This window comes from Saccharopolyspora hattusasensis (assembly GCF_050972075.1).
GTDB classification, from domain to species: domain Bacteria; phylum Actinomycetota; class Actinomycetes; order Mycobacteriales; family Pseudonocardiaceae; genus Saccharopolyspora; species Saccharopolyspora hattusasensis.
Map to the genome: position 1 here is coordinate 7,322,943 of NZ_JBPCDC010000001.1, position 15,276 is coordinate 7,338,218.

Consider the following 15,276-nt stretch of genomic DNA (forward strand, 5'->3'; position numbering starts at 1 on the left):
AGCAGAGGAGCCGCACACCATGCGACTGATTGTGGGCATGACAGGGGCAACGGGTGCGGTGTTCGGCGTCCGGCTGCTGGAGGCCCTGCGCGAACTGCCCGAGGTGGAGACCCACTTGGTGCTCTCGAAGTGGGCGCGGACCACTCTCGAACTGGAGACTGGCCTGTCGGTGCGCGAAGTCACTGACCTCGCCGATGCCGCCCACAGCCCCGGAGACCAGGGGGCGTGCATCTCCTCCGGCTCCTTCCGCACCGACGGAATGATCATCGCGCCGTGTTCGATGAAGACCCTGGCCGGCATCCGGGCCGGCTACGCCGACGGGCTGATCGGCCGCGCCGCGGACGTGGTCCTCAAGGAACGCCGCAAGCTGGTGCTGGTCCCGCGTGAGACACCGCTGAGTGAGATCCACCTGGAGAACATGCTGGCGCTCACGCGCCTTGGAGCGCAGATGGTGCCGCCCATGCCCGCCTTCTACAACAATCCGGAATCGGTGGACGACATCGTCGACCACATCACCGCGCGGGTGCTGGATCAGTTCGACCTGCCGGCGCCGAACGCCCAGCGGTGGGTCGGCATCCGCGCGGCTCGCGAGCAGCGTTCCCCGCAGATGCTGCCCGCGCCGCGCGCTTTGAACGAACAAGGAGAGTCCCATGCCCTATGACGACCTGCGCAGCTTCCTGCAAACCCTCGACAAAGAGGGCCAACTGCTGCGCATCGCCGAGGAGGTGATGCCCGAACCCGACATCGCGGCCGCCGCCAACGCCGCCCCTCGCCTAGGCGCCGCCGCCCCGGCCCTGTACTTCGACAACGTCAAGGGCTTCACCAATGCCCGGATCGCGATGAACGTGCACGGCTCCTGGGCCAACCACGCCCTGGCGTTGGGCATGGATAAAAACAGCGGACCCAAGGACCAGGTGGACGAGTTCATCCGCCGCTGGGCGAACTTCCCGGTCAAGGCCGAGTACCGGGACAATCCGCCGTGGGCGCAGAACACGGTGGAAGGCGATGAGATCAACATCTTCGACGTCCTGCCGCTGATCCGCCTCAACGACGGGGACGGCGGTTTCTACCTTGACAAAGCCGCGGTCGTCTCCAAGGACCCGGACGACCCGACCTCGACGGACAAGCAGAACGTCGGTATCTACCGGATCCAGGTCAAGGGCAGGCGCAAGCTCGCTCTCCAGCCCGTCCCCATGCACGACATCGCGCAGCACCTACGCAAGGCCGAGGAACGCGGCGAGGACCTGCCGATCGCGATCACTCTGGGCAATGACCCGGTGATCTCCATCGTCGCCTCCACGCCGATGGAATACGACCAGAACGAGTACGAGCTGGCCGGCGCGCTGCGCGGTGAACCCGCCCCGATCGCCCGCTCGCCGAAGAACAACCTGCCCGTGCCGTGGGGTAGCGAAATCGTCATCGAAGGCGTCATCGAGGGCCGCAAGCGCGAGATCGAGGGCCCGTTCGGCGAGTTCACCGGCCACTACTCCGGTGGGCGCAACATGACGGTGATCCGGATCGACAAGATCTCCTACCGCACCGACCCGGTCTTCGAGCATCTCTATCTCGGCATGCCATGGACCGAGATCGACTACCTGATGGCCGCCAACACCTGCGTGCCGCTCTACGTGCAGCTCAAGAAGGATTTCCCCGAGGTCCAGGCGGTCAACGCGACCTATACCCACGGCCTGGTCGTGATCGTGTCCACCAAGAAGCGCTATGGCGGATTCGCCAAAACCGTCGGCATGCGCGTGCTGACCACCCCGCACGGACTCGGCTACGCCGCCACCGTGATCGTGGTGGACGAGGAAGTGGACCCCTTCAACCTGCCGCAGGTGATGTGGGCGCTGTCGACCAAGATGAATCCGGCCGGTGACCTGGTCGTCGTCCCGAAACTGCCGGTACTTGAACTGGCACCGCAAGCCGCCACACCGGGCATTGTGGACAAGCTCATCATCGACGCCACCACCCCCGTCGCGCCCGACACGCGCGGCAACTACGGCAACCAACTCCTGGACCTGCCCGAGATGGGCGAGTGGCTCACCAAGCTCCAGTCGCTCGCCGGCCGCTGACCACCAGTCGAAAGGACGACCTGCCATGGTCGTACAAAAAACCGTCTGCCCGCGCTGCGCCTACGAGACCGTCGACAAGCTCTACAGCTCGCCGGTCCCCGGCGTCTGGGACGTGCTGCAATGCCAGCAGTGCCTCTACGCCTGGCGCACCAGCGAACCTGCCCGTCGCACCAGTCGCGACGCCTACCCCGACAGCTTCAAGATGACGCTCGAGGACATCAAGGCAGCCCCCGAGGTCCCCACCATTCCTCCGCTGCGCTCCGCGTCCTGACGCCAGAGCCGTCACCATCCGCGGGAACCGGGTTCCCGCGGACCATTTCCTAGGAAGCTGCGAGATGACACCCGAGCCACATGACACCCTGATGTGGGAGGCCCGAACTCAGCCCGGACGCCGGGACGAACTGCTCGCCTGGGTGGAACAGACCGCGGTGCCCGCTCTGCTCGCCGAACCCGGCTGCCTCGACGCCAGTACCTACCTGGGCGGCGAGGACCGGGTCGTGGTCATCGCTCACACCACCGGCACCGTGCCCCGCCTGCCGGACCCGCCCGACGAGCTGCTGCTACGCGCCGTACACCAATGGCCCTTCCGCAAAAACGCCTTCTATCGCAAGTGACGACTGTCCATCGCCAGGCCCGGCCGCATCCCGGCCCTGGGGCACACAGTCGGGGCGCGTAGCTGTCCAGAGCCTCGACACGTCGAGGTCGCGGCGCCGCCTCTTGCTCGCCCCAAAGCAGTGGGAGGCGGTCAAGGCTGTCGATGCGGACAACGTCCCTTGGCTTGAGCACATCATCGCGGAACATGGTGTCGATCACGACACTGACCCGATCTTGGCCCATCCGTGGCTTACACGCTTGGCGTGACACCGCCGATCGATCTCGCCGACCGCTGGACACACTCCGGGATTACGGCCGGGACCGCCTCGCCGAACTCGGTGAGGCCACCATCGTCCGCCGCAAGCATTTGCACTACTACCGGCACCTCGCAGCCCAAGCCGAGGCAGAATGGTTCAGCGCCGGACACACGACGGTCTTCGCGCGGCTACGAGCCGAGCACGCCAACCTGCGTGAGGCACTTGAATTCTCAGCTTCCGAGCCCGGCGAATCGCAAGCAGGCTTGGTGATCGCTTTCTCCCTCCGATTCTTCTGGCTCAGCAGCGGGCATGTCTACGAGGGACGTCGTTGGCTGGATCGATTCTTGGCACTCAGCACGGAACGCGATCCGGTACGTGTCAAAGCGCTCTACGTCGACGGGTACTTGAATGCCGCGCTCAACGACGCGTCATCCGGGTCAGCCCTTCTCGAGCAGGCGAGCGCGCTGGCGGCGGAGTTGGGCGACCAATCAGGGGCGGCCTACGTCACGCAGATCTCGGGGCTCACAGCCCTGTTCAGCGAATTTCCGGCGCGGGCGAGCGCGGCGACTTCGAACGGGCCGACATCCTCGTCGAGGGCGGTGTCATCGTCGAGATCGGGCCGAACCTCGACGTCGGCGACACCGAGCGAATCGACGCCTCGTCGATAATCGCCATGCCGGGCATGGTCGACACCCATCGAGCGGCTGGTCAGCAGCAGCGGCAGGGTGGTGGCGCTGAGCGCCTCCAGCGCGGCGTGGTGCAGGGGCGGCAAATGTCGACCCGTCGGGCGAGGTCTCGACCAGGCCGGGGTAGTCGCGCAGCAGCTGCGCGGTCAGCCAGTTCCGCAACGCGGTGGCGATCGGGTCCCACGACCGCCGCCGGAATCCCGCACGACTTCATCGACTACGGGGACGGGAGCGGGTGGGCGCCGGGCTGCGCCGGCAAGCACGCCTCGGTGCCGTGCCTGCAAGCGAACATGGACCATTTCGTCGGCCTGATCATGCAGCGGCGGCAGCACCCCTGACCACATCACCACTCCGGGGCCCGGTCGGTCGGGCGTGGGGGATGCCCGGCCGACCGGAGCGATTTCCGAGCCACGACTTGGAAGGGAACGACATGGCCGGCGATTGCCGGTACTGGTGCGGAGAGTGCACCTACCGGACGCCGTGGTTGACCGAGGCGGAAGCCTTCCGTCGGCCCGGGGTGTCCGATCAGGACGGCAGCGGCATCGGGTCGATGCTCTGGTCGTTCGCGGTCAGGTCGATGCCGTAGTCCTTGGCGAAGACCATGTAAGTGCTGTCCAGCACGTTCTCGGTGTTCTCGTTCAGGTTGTAAACACGCGCCCCGCGCAGCCGGTTGCGCTCGGCACCGGACAGCCCGTAGGTGCCGAAGCCGGTGCTGCCGGCGTAACCGAGCAGCACGCCGTAGTAGTTGCCGTGGTAGGTGTTGATGTGGTCGTGCCCGCAGAACACGCCCTTGACGTCACCGCGGGTGAGGATCGCGTTGAACATGCCGCTGTTGAACGGCCCGGGGCATTCGGCCTCGTTGCGCTCGCCGACGATGCCGTGCCGAGCCACGCCGCGCGTGTGGTCGGCGTCGGTGCGCCCGTCGACGCTGCCGAACCACATGAAGCGGTACTCCCACAACGGGATGTGGATGAACATCAGACCCGGCACCTTCCGGCCGACCTGTCGCTCGATCTCCACCGATCGCTGGAAGTACCAGGCGACCTGGTCCATCCGCAGCCAGTCCCAGGTCGGGTAGCCCGCGAAGTTCTGCCCGGCGATGTTGCCCGGCGCGTAGCGACCGCTGTCCAGCAGCCACAGGTTGAACTTCGGGTCGTTGCCCCGTGAGCCGTGGACGAACAGGTTCATGTTGCCGGTACCGGTGATGCCGCGCGGGCCCAGCTCGTTCACGTTGTAGGCGTAGGACCGGTAGAACTCCAGCATCTCGGACTCGTCGAGGCCGCCCTTCGCGGTGGAGTCCTCGTCGTGGTTGCCGTAGGTGATGGCCCACGGGATCTTTCGCTCTTCCATCGGCTGCACGATGTTGTTCATCGCCTGCCGCATCTCCAGCTCGGTGTCGCAGCCGCTGGTGATGTTGTCGCCGTTGAGGACGACCAGGTCGGGCCGCTGGTCGTCCAGCACGGCGTTCATCAGCTCCAGGGTGCGGCGGTCGATGCGCTCGTCATCCTGGGTGTCGTTGAACTGCACGATCTTGTAGGTGCCGTCCGCCCGGAACCGCAGGTTCGCGGTCTGCGCGGCCGGCGCGGGCGCCGCCGACGCCGCAGGAGTCGTGGCGCCGAGCGCCACGGTGGCGGCGCCCAGACCGCCCAGCGCCATGAACTGGCGCCGGCCGACGCCGGCCTCGGTCGATTCGGGGGCAGCGGAAAGGTCGGACTGCTCGTTCATCGTCATCCCTTGCGAATCCATTTGGGGGAAACCGACGTTATCGGCGAATCGCGACCGCAAAGTGTGGCGTGGCTAGCTCCATGCGGCGAAACCGTGAACATCTCGGCAAGTTTCGCGCTCCGGTACCGGAGGAGATCGATCGCTCACCGCTGGAACGTGTCCGGTTACCTTCAGTCACGGGTCGCGGTGATCAGGTGTAGGTTGGTGTTCCGGAACATCGCCGGTTTGCGAAGTGGTCAGTTCGTAGTGCCGCGTTCTCAGTCGGTTCGCTGCTTCGGCGAGTCTGCCGTCGATGTCGTGCACTTCGCCAGTCGACGAATACCAGTGGGGTGTCGGCCCGTTCGCCTGGCGCGAGTCAGCGTTATTCGTGGACTGCGAAGGCGCTGAACTCCTACGCGCAGCGGGCCGCGAGATCGTCGAGATACCCGAACTCGCGGCCCTGGTTCGGCGCACTAACTCCCACCTTCCAGGTGTCGAACCGTAAACATCACAGCAAACTCGTCCTTCAAGGTTGTTGGTTGGAGACCATCCGAGACACGGCTGCCGAGATGGAACGAGCCACAGTGGCTCCGGCAGGCCCCAGGACGGGCATCGTGTCGAATGAGAGGAGATACTTGTGCAGGCGCTAAGATGGAGGGCCGCTGCGACCCCCGGCGCCTACGTCAATGGACAGAAGCCGCTTCGGCAGCAGTGGTTCCTTCTCTCGTGGGTGGGTGAGCTGGTGAGGTTGCTGATCAGCCGGCCATTGCAGGACGATCCGGCGTGGGCGTCGTCAGGACCGCTTTTTCCGCATCAGAGCAGCCTTCTCAATCGCGTTGATCACCTGGTGGAGTTGCACGCGGTCGGAGAGCCAGCCGTGGACGGCTTCGGTGACGTGGGGAAATCGGGGTTCGGCGAGCCGGTGTCCGAGATTGTTGCCGAGCCACCCAGGGCCCCGCATTCGCCACGTGTCGATGTCGTCGGCGTGGACCTGGTCGCACAACATCTCGCGGATTCGCCAGACGGCCCATTCGGACCGGCCGACCTGTTTGACGATGTGGTAAGGCCGGACGCCGTCAAGCAGTAACTGCTCGATCCTGGCGCGTTCCTCGGCGGGGACGGGAGGGGGTGGCATCGCCGCATCACTTCGTGGTCAGGGAGACGGCGACCGATGCGATCGCGTTGCGCGGCAATGCCGCTCCGCAGCCGATGGCACCTGCACGACAGCCGGCTGGGTTACCGCCGTCATCGATGTTCAGCGGGATGATCAATGGACTGCCGTCCAAGGAAGTACTCCTGTCTCTGCTGCTTCGCGTTCGTGGGCGGTGAGATGTTCCAGTACGAGCTGCGGGTATGGCCGGGGTTCGATCCGGCAGTCGGACAGGCCGAGCGAGTGCTCGGCGGCCGCCAGCCGCTGTTGCGCGTTCGTCACGGTGGAGGCGGTGACCTTGGTCTCGGCGAAACAGCTGTGGAGGTCGGTGAGTTCGTCGACGGTGACGGTGATGGTCTCTCGCACGTGCTGGAACAATGTTCGGACTTTCTGGACCCGGACCAGGCGGTGAAGGCCGAGTGCGGACAGCAGCTCGTTGGCAGCCACAGCCTGGTCTCCGGAGAGCAGCACGACGCTGGCCGTCAGGTACGTGACCCCATTGGTGTGGTCGTGTTCCGCGGCTGCCCTGGTGCGCGTGATCTCGGCGTAGCCGTTGCGCTGGCGAACCCGGGTGCCGTCGATGTAGTAGGTGTCGACCTCGAAGGCGCGATACAGGCGGTGAAAGTGGAGTTCGGTTAACCGTTGGGTGAAGGCATTGCCAGCACCGCCGGTCAGTTCGTGCGTGCGCTCGCGATGGAACATGGATGTCGCCCTTGCGGTCACAGGGAGTGCGGCCGGCCACTGAGCGCGGTCGGGCCCAGCGGCCTGCTGCGGCCTTGGAGAGACGGGTTCGCCGGCTGGCGTAGAGGATTCAGAAAGTCGTTCACAGCATCGGAACGAGAAACGTTGTGGACTGTCCAACTCGGGCGACGAACGCCCGAAAGCGTACAGGCGGCCCGCGTAGCCCTGGGTGGAGTTGATCGCGGCGCTGAGCGTGCCCTGCGCGCCGTTGATCGTCTGCGTCACCTCGGCGAGCATGCCGTGCGCGTCGCCTCTTCCACGGTACGAGGTTGCCCTGTTGGAGGACGGCGCGAGGAATAAGGACATCATCCGCTTTGGCTTGCTATTTCTGAAACGGGAAATGATTCCTCCCTATCTCGATCTGGCGCATATCGATCTGGCGACTCGCCCATCCTGGCCAGACAATTCCGGCTTCGTAGGCGAGAACTACGAGCTCCGCTCTACAGCGGAGGCCGAACTTCCGGAAAAGCCTGGCAATTTGCGCTTTAATCGTTTCCGTAGATACGTAGAGGATCTTTGCGATTTCCTCATTGTTCATTCCGCCGATAACGGCGAAAATGATTACTTCTTCCGCTGGGGAAATGCGGCTGAGGTGCCATGGTCGAAAGCGGCGTCTTGAAGCGCGTGACGCAGTGATCACCTGTTCGCCCTGGGAGGAGTGCTTCACTGGTTTTACCTTTCGCGATGCGCATGGATGAAAAGGGCGCTTCCGCTTCAGCGCTCGTGAATCCGCGGTATCGAAAGTTGACGAGCGCGCTGGTGAAGAGGGGAGCGTGGGGTCAGAGGGCGGCGAGCGCGGCGGTCATGCGGTCGGCGTTCGTGGTGTCGTCGACCGCGGCGAACAGGTCGTGGGCTTGGGTGTAGTGCTGGCGTGCGTCGGAGGTGTGGCCTAGTGCCGCGGCGGCATCACCGGCGCTGGCGAGGACATCACCAACGTAGGCATCCGATCCTGAGTCGCGCATGATCTCCAGCGCGATGAACATGTCATCGAGCGCGAGGGCGGCTTGCCCGTTGGCGATGCGCGGGGCGGCGAGCGTGACGAGGACACCCGCGTAGCCCTCTTTGTCGCCGATGGTGTCCATGCGGGCGGCCGCGTTCTCCAGGTACTCGCATGCCTCGGCGTACCGTCGCTGTGCGGTGTGGCACTCGGCGATGTGGCGCAGCGTGAGCGCGATGCTGCGAGAGTCCCCGAGACGTTCGGCGATCGCCAACGACTTCAGGAACCGCTCCAGAGCATCGTGATACTCCTCCGCGGCTTGGTAGGCCCGGCCTTCGGCGGACCAGGCGGTCGATTCCGCCCAGTCATCACCGGCTTTGATGGCGATCCTGCGTGCGGTGATGGCGGTGGTGATCGCTTCCGTGATGCGGTCGGTGCGGCGGTAGCCCCAGGACAGGCGCGTGGTCAGGATCGACTCCGCTGGGCTTCCGCATTCTCGTGCGGAGACGACAGCGAGTTCGTGGGATTCGACCAGGTAGCGGTTGAGGCGGGCCTTGAGGATGGCACCCCAGCTGGCCTCGGCCAGGTCGCAGACCGCGATGTGGTTCTCGTGTTCATGGGCCTGGTGCAGGAGTCCCCGAAGGGTTCCCAGGTGGGTGGTGAACCAGGTCATCGCTTCGCGAGGGTGACCGAAGCGTGATGTGCGGGCGCCGCTGCGGAGTTCCTCGTATGCGGGGTTGTAGCGCGGTGGGCGGGGATTGAGCGCGTAGTCGGCGTCGACGGCATCAGGCAGGTAGGCCAGGGCGATGACGCGCGCCTGTGCGGCCTTCCGGGTGTGCTGGTCGTCGTGGTTCGCGAGAGTACGGGCGTGCTCCTGGATTGCGTGTGGCATCGAATAGCAGGTGTGGTGATCGCTGGCCATTCCGCTTGCCTGCAGGTTCTCCAGTGCCGACTCGGTGGTGGCTCTGTCGGTGGGGTCGAGCATCGCGTCCGCGGCAGCGGCCGTGAAGTAACGGCTGGGGTGGTCGCCGAGCCTGCGGTACAGGCGCTTCGCTGGATCGGGCAGGGTCTCGTAGGGCATGTCGGTCACCTCGTTTGGTGTGGTCTGGACTCGGTTGTGGAGCGTGCCGGTGTTGGTCGGCGGGGGTAGGGCGAGCTGCCCGGCTGTGAGAACGGCCTGGAGCGGGAGGCTGCCGGATGTCGGCGAGAATCTCTGCGGTGGCATTGTCGAGTTCGTTGGTGCGGTCGGCGGCGTAGGCGCGAATCAGCCATGTCGTATCGGCGGGCAGCGGGTCCAGGTGAAGTAGCTGTCCGCCATGCCGCACGCGGGACCGGGCTGGTGGTGAGCGTGGCGCTGCGGGGCGAGGAGGTCAGCAGCGGCGCCACCTGATCTGCCGTGTCCGTGTTGTCGCTGACTACCGCCAGAGCCCGCTCGGCTGTCACGCTGTGCCAGGGCGGCGCGAGCTCAGCCAAGCGGTGCGGGAGGCGACTGTAGCCGAGTGCGCGCAGCCAGCACGCCAGCACATCGACGGCATCCACTCCGGAGAGATCCGCGAAGAGGTGTCCGTCGGTGAACCGGTTTCTCAGGGTGTGTACCCACTGCACGGCCAGCGCCGTCTTGTCCACGCCGCTGAGTCCGCTGACCATCACGATGGCTGGACCGTCGCGATCGGGATGCTGGGTCAACGCGGCGAGGACTTTGTTGCGGTCTGCCTGATGGCGTGGCGGCGCGGGCAGCTGCCGCGGAATCACGGTCGGCGCATGGGCGGTGTGGATGTAACTGTAACCTCCACCATGGACAGTCCCGGCCTGAACTGCCACATGAGCCTGGTCGGCCAATGGATTCTGGGTGCCTGGCTCGCTCAAGGACGGCGCTGCGCACGGGCGGGTCTCGGGACGTTTGTTCGGGTCTGTCATGGGTGAGTCCGTCCAGCGGTTGGGGGAGACTTGAGACCGTGTCTGCGCTGGCGTGCAGTCACCGTTCCAGCCTTTGGGCTTGTGGTCGTAGTTGATGGTGTGGCCGGCTGCTGCCACTTCGTTGGGGCAGCAGCCGGCCGCGACCCGTTCTGGTGGCGGAGAGACACAGAACGGGCCGAGATCAGTGCCCGGTTACAGGAGACCGCCTGGTGGCTCCTGGCTCATGCGAGGTGTGCGATCTCCAGGGTGGTGGCGATGTGTATCAACCAGTCGCCAGCGATCTGGTTGATGCGGTCGCGGAGCGCGTACGGGCCGGCTTCCGCGATGGTGTGGGAGCTGTTTTCGCGCTGCCACCAGACCACCCATGAGTCGGCAGTTCCGGAGTGGGTGGTGAATATGTGCGCGATCCCGCCGTAGTCGGGACAACTGTGGTAGCGCACAGTCGGCATCGCTTGGTATAGCGCTGTGCGGAAGTCGCCGAGGTGCACCGGGGGCAGCAGCGTACGGTGGTGCTGTTGCCTTCGCGCTTGTTCCAGCATGGATGACGGGGGCTCCATCACGAGCATGTCGATGGACCTCGAATATCAGATTGTCGGTGAGCGGGATCCTGGGGAGTAATCCGGTGGCGTCTTGGCGATCCATCAGCCGTGTGGCGGTCAGCGGTTCGCGGCTGAGGAGATGCCGTTCGATGCGTAAGGCCAGGTCTAGCGAAATCCTGGGACTGGCCAAGCACAGCGGGCACACCGACAACCAGCTCGGCAATGGCACCGAACGGCGGAGGCGAACCCAATCGTCGCCGAGCCGCAGATCGCACAACGTCCGGTGAATACCGAGTGGTGAGGTGGGGGACTCCGCGGTGCACACGAGGTGCACGTGGACCACTCGGTGATCGCTGTGCCGCGCGATCCATATGCCGCGCGGGGTTACTGGTGGCACTGAATAGCGGTGCGGAGATTCAGAGGGCACCGGCGGTCGAAAGGGCTGGCGCATCGTCACACACGCTCGGCCGGTTCCGGCTCGGCGGCCTCTGGCGCCGGGATCCGTTTGGCTCGCCGCTCGGCGGCGCATACGTCGTGCTGGAGCAGGGGAAATCCGTGAATGCACTCCAACCCTGCGGTGCCCTGGGCTTTCCAGCTGGAGCAGCAGTGCCCGGACTTGGTTGCCCGCCGCCGCTGAGCTGAGCTTGGCTGCAGCGTTGCGATGAACGGCAGATGTCCCATCGGTCAGCCTCTCGTTGAGATCGATCTGGACGTCAGGTGTCGTTGACCTACACAGGTTCCTGCCATGAGCGGTGGACCGGGAACGTTCCGCAACCCGAACAATCCGAACTTTTCCCGGCTGAACCCGAACAACCGAACTTGACCGCCGTGGCAGGCCGTAAACCCGAACAATCCGAACAACCACAGGCCAGGTGGCGTATGGTGATCGCATCATGTCTGTGAGCGACGTGTGGAAAGAGGCGGGATGGACGCCGGGTCGCTGGGCAGCGGCGATCAACCGCATCCTGGCTGCGGATGGCCACACCGACGATCGCATCTCCGATCGCACCCCAGTGGGGTGGATTCGTGATGACAGCCGATGCCCGCGATCTGGTGTGGTGCGCGCGGCGGCGGCTCGCGCACTAGGCGATCGGCTTGGCCGCACGATCACCGAGGACGATCTTTGGTTGACTGCCAGCAGCGCGACTCGTGATCACGACGCTTTGGACGTGCAATCGTGTGCTGTCTCTGAGCTCCTGCATGAACTTGCCCAGCGCCGTTCCTGGCCCGAAGTCAGCGGACTCACGTTGACAGCGACCGCACTCGACGCGATTCGTCCAGCCCCGGTACCCCATGCCTTGACCAGTGCGTGGATAGAGCCATGCCAGCAGCTTGCTGTCCTGCAGACCATGACATCCCAACTACGGGAGATGGACGACAGGCACGGGGGGAGTCCGGTCGCGCTGCGTCTGGTGAAGGAGCAGCTACGTGTTCCCGTGGCGCTGCTGCGGGACGGCTCGCTTCGCTATACCCCGGGCGAACGGCAAGCGCTGCTGGAGGCCGCCGCGCAGCTGGCGCAGCTGTACGGGTGGCTGAACTTCGATGCCGGCTTCGCTGTTGCTGCGCAGCACGCGTATTTCCGGGGCCTGCGTGCCGCGGCCGAGGCCGGCGACCAGGACGCTGTGATCAACATGCTTGGCATGCTTGCCTACATCTGCGCTTGCAGCGGGCAGGAACGGGAGGCAGTGCAGCTTGCCGAGCACGCGGCCCTGCTAGCGCGCGGTCGGCCGCTGCTCGTGCGGTCACGTGCCGCTGGGCGTCTCGCGACCGCTTACGCCGCCGCAGGTGACGAGCTCCGTCACCGCCGTGCGGCGGAGGAGGCCCGCTCCCTGCTGGACCGCGGCCACGATCCCAATGGACCAACTCACCTGTATTACTACTCCGGCGCCCAGCTCGATGCGGAGATCGGGCAAGCACTGGTCCTGCTCGCTGGCAAGGGCTCTGCACGGAGTCGCCGTCTGCACGGTGAAGCCACCGCTGCGCTTAGGCCGCTCGCCGCGTCCGGTCGTGACGTCACCCACCAACGCAGCGCTACCCTGCACGGCGCCTATCTCGCACTGGCGCACCTCGCGCGCGCCGAGCTCGAAGAGGCAGCCGAAGCCACGGTTACCGCCGGGCAACGGCTCGCCGTCGTCGATTCCGGTCGTTGTCACGCACTACTGCGACAACTCCGCAAGGCGTTCGAACGTCACCGCCGCAATGACTGGGCCAACACTGCCATTTCGGCACTTGCTGAGGCAGGGTTAGGCACGTGACGATCACCATCGAGCCCGCCAGTCCCGACAGCGCACCTGCACAGATGCTGCTCCAGGCACTCCACACTGAGCAGATCGAGCTGTACGGGCATGCCGACCCCGCCGAGGCCGTCATCGCCGAATTCATGCCACCCCACGGTGTCTTCCTGCTCGCCTACCTCGATAAGGAGCCTGTCGGCTGCGGGGGGATCCGTACCTTTGCCCCCGGTGTCGCCGAGGTGCGCAAGATGTTCGTTCGCCCCGACCAACGCGGGAGCGGCATCGGCCGCAGAATCCTGGCCGATCTGGAGAAGTTCGCTGCAGATCCGGAGTTGATCGGGGCGAAGAGGATCCGGCTCGAAACCGGCATCCGAAACACAAGCGCGATCGGCCTCTACGACTCCAGCGGATACGCAACGATCGACAGCTACGTTCCTGGGCGCACAGAGGTCAACGTCGCCAAGGAGAAACCGATCGGCTAACCAAGGCAAGGAACGGTTCCTTGACGTCGAGCTCGATTTGTCCTGTGGAATCGCCCGGGCGTGATTTTTCATGGGTGTTGGCTCCCGGCCTGGCCTGGTGTCACGACACTGATGAGTTCACCAGTCAGCAGAGGTGAAGACGATCTTCGCCGACCCGTTCGACCTGGGCCGCAGGTCGCTCATGGGCGCGATCGGCACCCTGACCATTCGCGGCGGCGACAGCCCGGCGTGCCGGGATCACAGGTCAATACCAGGAGACGGTCCACCCACTTCTGGGAGATCAGTGGTGATTGCGTCGCGTTCTGGGGGTGGTCGAGGAGAAGTACGCGCCGGGCGCCTGCGTGGTGCAGCACCATGCGGCCTCGCTGGGATCGTGCGGGAGGTGCCCCACGAAACTGAGACTGATCTTGGGTGACATCACGGTGAGACATCCTAGAAACCCCGTGCTGGGGTTGGTGGGCTCGGAAGAAGCAGGCGACCTGGACACCGACCAGGTCCAGCGTGTCGGTGAGTGCGGCTTGCGGTGGATGAACGCCTCCAGCGTCTCGCCCCGCGGCGAAGGCGGGCCCGTCCTGGTGGCCATCGCGGTCGCGGAAGGGGCGCCCGTAGCAGTCACCGAGAACGTGCGCGGCCAGATCACGAACGGTCCAGCCCGGCAAGGCTGGCTTGTGCCAGTCGGCGGGTCCAGCGCCCGTAGTGTGCCATCAGAGCCGCATGATCCGGGGCGCGGGCGGGCATCGATCGGCCTAAAGCCAGGACAGGTCAGAGACCTCATTGGACTGATCGAGCGTGAAGGCCGGGCTGAGGGCCTGGCTCCGGAGATCACGCGTGGGGAAGGTGGTATGTGCATCCTTCGGCGCACTGGCTGGGCGGGCATCGAGCCGGTCTTCACCGAGGCTGGAACCGGGACGGCATCGCCAAGTGCTAGTTCGACGCTATCGTAACGCTGGCGGGCCCTCCAGCCGTACCAGTCTGTCGATCATTTTACGTCGTCGAATGCGTAGTTCGATGGAGTTCGAGAGTTCAGCGGGCTCTTCCCCTGCCGCGGACGCCTGCTTGTGGTGGAGAGCCGGAGGCCTCGGATGTGCGGGCCTTCATGGCGTCGACGGTCCTTCCTCGTCTTGCTGCTCCTGGAAGTGCTTTAGCGCACTGGTGATGAGGTTCCGTGCAGCCGATCCTGTCACTGCCTGTTCAGCGAGCCGACGGAAGGCTTTGCTGTAGAGGGCGACTTCTCGGGGCTGACTGATGCTCAGCTCGGCAGAGATCGTTTCGACATGAACCAGCCGGTTATCGAAGATGATGAACTGGTTGGTGGGTGTTCGGTATTCGGCATTGTTCGGGATGATGCCGAACACTACCCGTGGCAATGACGTGACGGCTAAGAGCCGATCAAGCTGGCCGATCATGACGTCAGACCCGCCCACCGTCGTCGTCAACGCCTGCTGCGCCAGGACGAAGTGAAAACGATGATCACCGCGATACAGGATCGTCTGACGTTCCATGCGCTCCGCGACGCCGTCTTCGAGGTCGTCAGGCACCTCGTAGAATTCGATCACGTGACGCATGACTTCACGGGCGTATTCGGCAGTGTGCAGGATTCCTGGAATGAGTACGGGCTCGTACCAGCGCATCAGCTTGGTCCCGGCTTCAAGTCTCCGCGAAGCGGTCTGACGACGCCGGGTGCCGACACTGAGCATGCGCCGCCATTCCACGTACATCGACTCGATGTTGCGCACAGCGGCGATGAGGTCGGGGATCTGGCTCTCGGCTGAGGTGTGCTGGCACCATGCCCGGATGTCTTCTTCGGTGGGGGTTTGCTTGCCGTACTCGATTTTTGAGACTTTCGAGCTGTGCCAGCCAGCAAGCGTGGCCAGGCCCCGGCCAGTCAGCTGCGCGTCCTTGCGGAGGTCTCGCAGCTGCTGACCGAGAGCATGGCGCGCTTGGTGGAGAGAGTTCGTCACGG

Annotated in this window: 14 protein-coding genes; 6 read left to right on the top strand and 8 right to left on the bottom strand. The window is 65.1% G+C overall.

Features of this window, described 5'->3' with window-relative positions:
• The first annotated feature begins 19 nt into the window (after positions 1 to 19).
• The 4 genes from ACRXBZ_RS35135 to ACRXBZ_RS35150 all read left to right on the top strand — a co-directional run bounded on the left by ACRXBZ_RS35135 (position 20) and on the right by ACRXBZ_RS35150 (position 2,686).
• On the top strand, positions 20 to 661 hold the full coding sequence (locus tag ACRXBZ_RS35135) for a non-oxidative hydroxyarylic acid decarboxylases subunit B (RefSeq protein ID WP_433882728.1): 642 nt from the start codon (positions 20 to 22) through the stop codon (positions 659 to 661).
• Positions 651 to 2,072 carry a non-oxidative hydroxyarylic acid decarboxylases subunit C gene (locus ACRXBZ_RS35140; protein ID WP_168587879.1) on the top strand — a complete coding sequence of 474 codons (1,422 nt, stop codon included), beginning with the start codon at positions 651 to 653 and terminating at the stop codon, positions 2,070 to 2,072. The genes ACRXBZ_RS35135 and ACRXBZ_RS35140 overlap by 11 nt, the downstream gene beginning before the upstream one ends.
• Positions 2,073 to 2,097: 25 nt before the next feature.
• Entirely contained in the window at positions 2,098 to 2,343 is a 246-nt protein-coding gene (locus tag ACRXBZ_RS35145; RefSeq protein WP_168587880.1) for a non-oxidative hydroxyarylic acid decarboxylases subunit D, read from the top strand.
• Between the two features lie 64 nt (positions 2,344 to 2,407).
• On the top strand, positions 2,408 to 2,686 hold the full coding sequence (locus tag ACRXBZ_RS35150) for a hypothetical protein (protein WP_433882729.1): 279 nt from the start codon (positions 2,408 to 2,410) through the stop codon (positions 2,684 to 2,686).
• 736 nt (positions 2,687 to 3,422) lie between these two features.
• Here ACRXBZ_RS35150 and ACRXBZ_RS35155 read toward each other — a convergent pair.
• The 7 genes from ACRXBZ_RS35155 to ACRXBZ_RS35185 all read right to left on the bottom strand — a co-directional run bounded on the left by ACRXBZ_RS35155 (position 3,423) and on the right by ACRXBZ_RS35185 (position 10,597).
• A complete protein-coding gene (locus ACRXBZ_RS35155) occupies positions 3,423 to 3,695 on the bottom strand; it encodes a hypothetical protein (RefSeq protein WP_433882730.1) in 273 nt (90 codons plus the stop codon).
• 439 nt (positions 3,696 to 4,134) lie between these two features.
• Positions 4,135 to 5,340 (bottom strand): metallophosphoesterase family protein, encoded by a 1,206-nt coding sequence (locus ACRXBZ_RS35160; RefSeq protein WP_433882731.1) that lies wholly within the window; start codon positions 5,338 to 5,340, stop codon positions 4,135 to 4,137.
• 766 nt (positions 5,341 to 6,106) lie between these two features.
• A complete protein-coding gene (locus ACRXBZ_RS35165; protein WP_433882732.1) occupies positions 6,107 to 6,448 on the bottom strand; it encodes a hypothetical protein in 342 nt (113 codons plus the stop codon).
• Between the two features lie 132 nt (positions 6,449 to 6,580).
• The gene (locus ACRXBZ_RS35170) at positions 6,581 to 7,441 is read right to left on the bottom strand and encodes a hypothetical protein (protein ID WP_433882733.1); all 861 of its coding nucleotides are present in this window, start codon (positions 7,439 to 7,441) and stop codon (positions 6,581 to 6,583) included.
• A gap of 85 nt (positions 7,442 to 7,526) precedes the next feature.
• Complete coding sequence (locus tag ACRXBZ_RS35175) at positions 7,527 to 7,742, bottom strand: response regulator transcription factor (RefSeq protein WP_433884073.1); 216 nt, start codon at positions 7,740 to 7,742, stop codon at positions 7,527 to 7,529.
• Between the two features lie 241 nt (positions 7,743 to 7,983).
• Complete coding sequence (locus tag ACRXBZ_RS35180) at positions 7,984 to 9,222, bottom strand: tetratricopeptide repeat protein (protein ID WP_433882734.1); 1,239 nt, start codon at positions 9,220 to 9,222, stop codon at positions 7,984 to 7,986.
• A 1,057-nt stretch (positions 9,223 to 10,279) separates the two neighbouring features.
• On the bottom strand, positions 10,280 to 10,597 hold the full coding sequence (locus ACRXBZ_RS35185) for a hypothetical protein (RefSeq protein ID WP_433882735.1): 318 nt from the start codon (positions 10,595 to 10,597) through the stop codon (positions 10,280 to 10,282).
• An 893-nt stretch (positions 10,598 to 11,490) separates the two neighbouring features.
• Here ACRXBZ_RS35185 and ACRXBZ_RS42200 point away from each other — a divergent pair.
• The gene (locus ACRXBZ_RS42200; RefSeq protein WP_490885432.1) at positions 11,491 to 12,852 is read left to right on the top strand and encodes an NsdA family TPR-like regulatory protein; all 1,362 of its coding nucleotides are present in this window, start codon (positions 11,491 to 11,493) and stop codon (positions 12,850 to 12,852) included.
• Positions 12,849 to 13,313 carry a GNAT family N-acetyltransferase gene (locus ACRXBZ_RS35195; RefSeq protein WP_433882737.1) on the top strand — a complete coding sequence of 155 codons (465 nt, stop codon included), beginning with the start codon at positions 12,849 to 12,851 and terminating at the stop codon, positions 13,311 to 13,313. The genes ACRXBZ_RS42200 and ACRXBZ_RS35195 overlap by 4 nt, the downstream gene beginning before the upstream one ends.
• A gap of 1,094 nt (positions 13,314 to 14,407) precedes the next feature.
• Here ACRXBZ_RS35195 and ACRXBZ_RS35200 read toward each other — a convergent pair.
• Positions 14,408 to 15,274: a helix-turn-helix domain-containing protein gene (locus ACRXBZ_RS35200; RefSeq protein ID WP_433882738.1), complete on the bottom strand. Its 867-nt coding sequence runs from the start codon at positions 15,272 to 15,274 to the stop codon at positions 14,408 to 14,410.
• Between the last annotated feature and the right edge of the window lie 2 nt (positions 15,275 to 15,276).

What these genes read in the sequence shown, in the direction of transcription:
- ACRXBZ_RS35135 (WP_433882728.1), top strand. Translation starts at nt 20, where the DNA reads ATGCGACTGATTGTGGGCATGACAGGGGCAACGGGTGCGGTGTTCGGC.
- ACRXBZ_RS35140 (WP_168587879.1), top strand. Translation starts at nt 651, where the DNA reads ATGCCCTATGACGACCTGCGCAGCTTCCTGCAAACCCTCGACAAAGAG.
- ACRXBZ_RS35145 (WP_168587880.1), top strand. Translation starts at nt 2,098, where the DNA reads ATGGTCGTACAAAAAACCGTCTGCCCGCGCTGCGCCTACGAGACCGTC.
- ACRXBZ_RS35150 (WP_433882729.1), top strand. Translation starts at nt 2,408, where the DNA reads ATGACACCCGAGCCACATGACACCCTGATGTGGGAGGCCCGAACTCAG.
- ACRXBZ_RS35160 (WP_433882731.1), bottom strand. Translation starts at nt 5,340, where the DNA reads ATGACGATGAACGAGCAGTCCGACCTTTCCGCTGCCCCCGAATCGACC.
- ACRXBZ_RS35165 (WP_433882732.1), bottom strand. Translation starts at nt 6,448, where the DNA reads ATGCCACCCCCTCCCGTCCCCGCCGAGGAACGCGCCAGGATCGAGCAG.
- ACRXBZ_RS35170 (WP_433882733.1), bottom strand. Translation starts at nt 7,441, where the DNA reads ATGCTCGCCGAGGTGACGCAGACGATCAACGGCGCGCAGGGCACGCTC.
- ACRXBZ_RS35175 (WP_433884073.1), bottom strand. Translation starts at nt 7,742, where the DNA reads ATGAACAATGAGGAAATCGCAAAGATCCTCTACGTATCTACGGAAACG.
- ACRXBZ_RS35180 (WP_433882734.1), bottom strand. Translation starts at nt 9,222, where the DNA reads ATGCCCTACGAGACCCTGCCCGATCCAGCGAAGCGCCTGTACCGCAGG.
- ACRXBZ_RS35185 (WP_433882735.1), bottom strand. Translation starts at nt 10,597, where the DNA reads ATGCTGGAACAAGCGCGAAGGCAACAGCACCACCGTACGCTGCTGCCC.
- ACRXBZ_RS42200 (WP_490885432.1), top strand. Translation starts at nt 11,491, where the DNA reads ATGTCTGTGAGCGACGTGTGGAAAGAGGCGGGATGGACGCCGGGTCGC.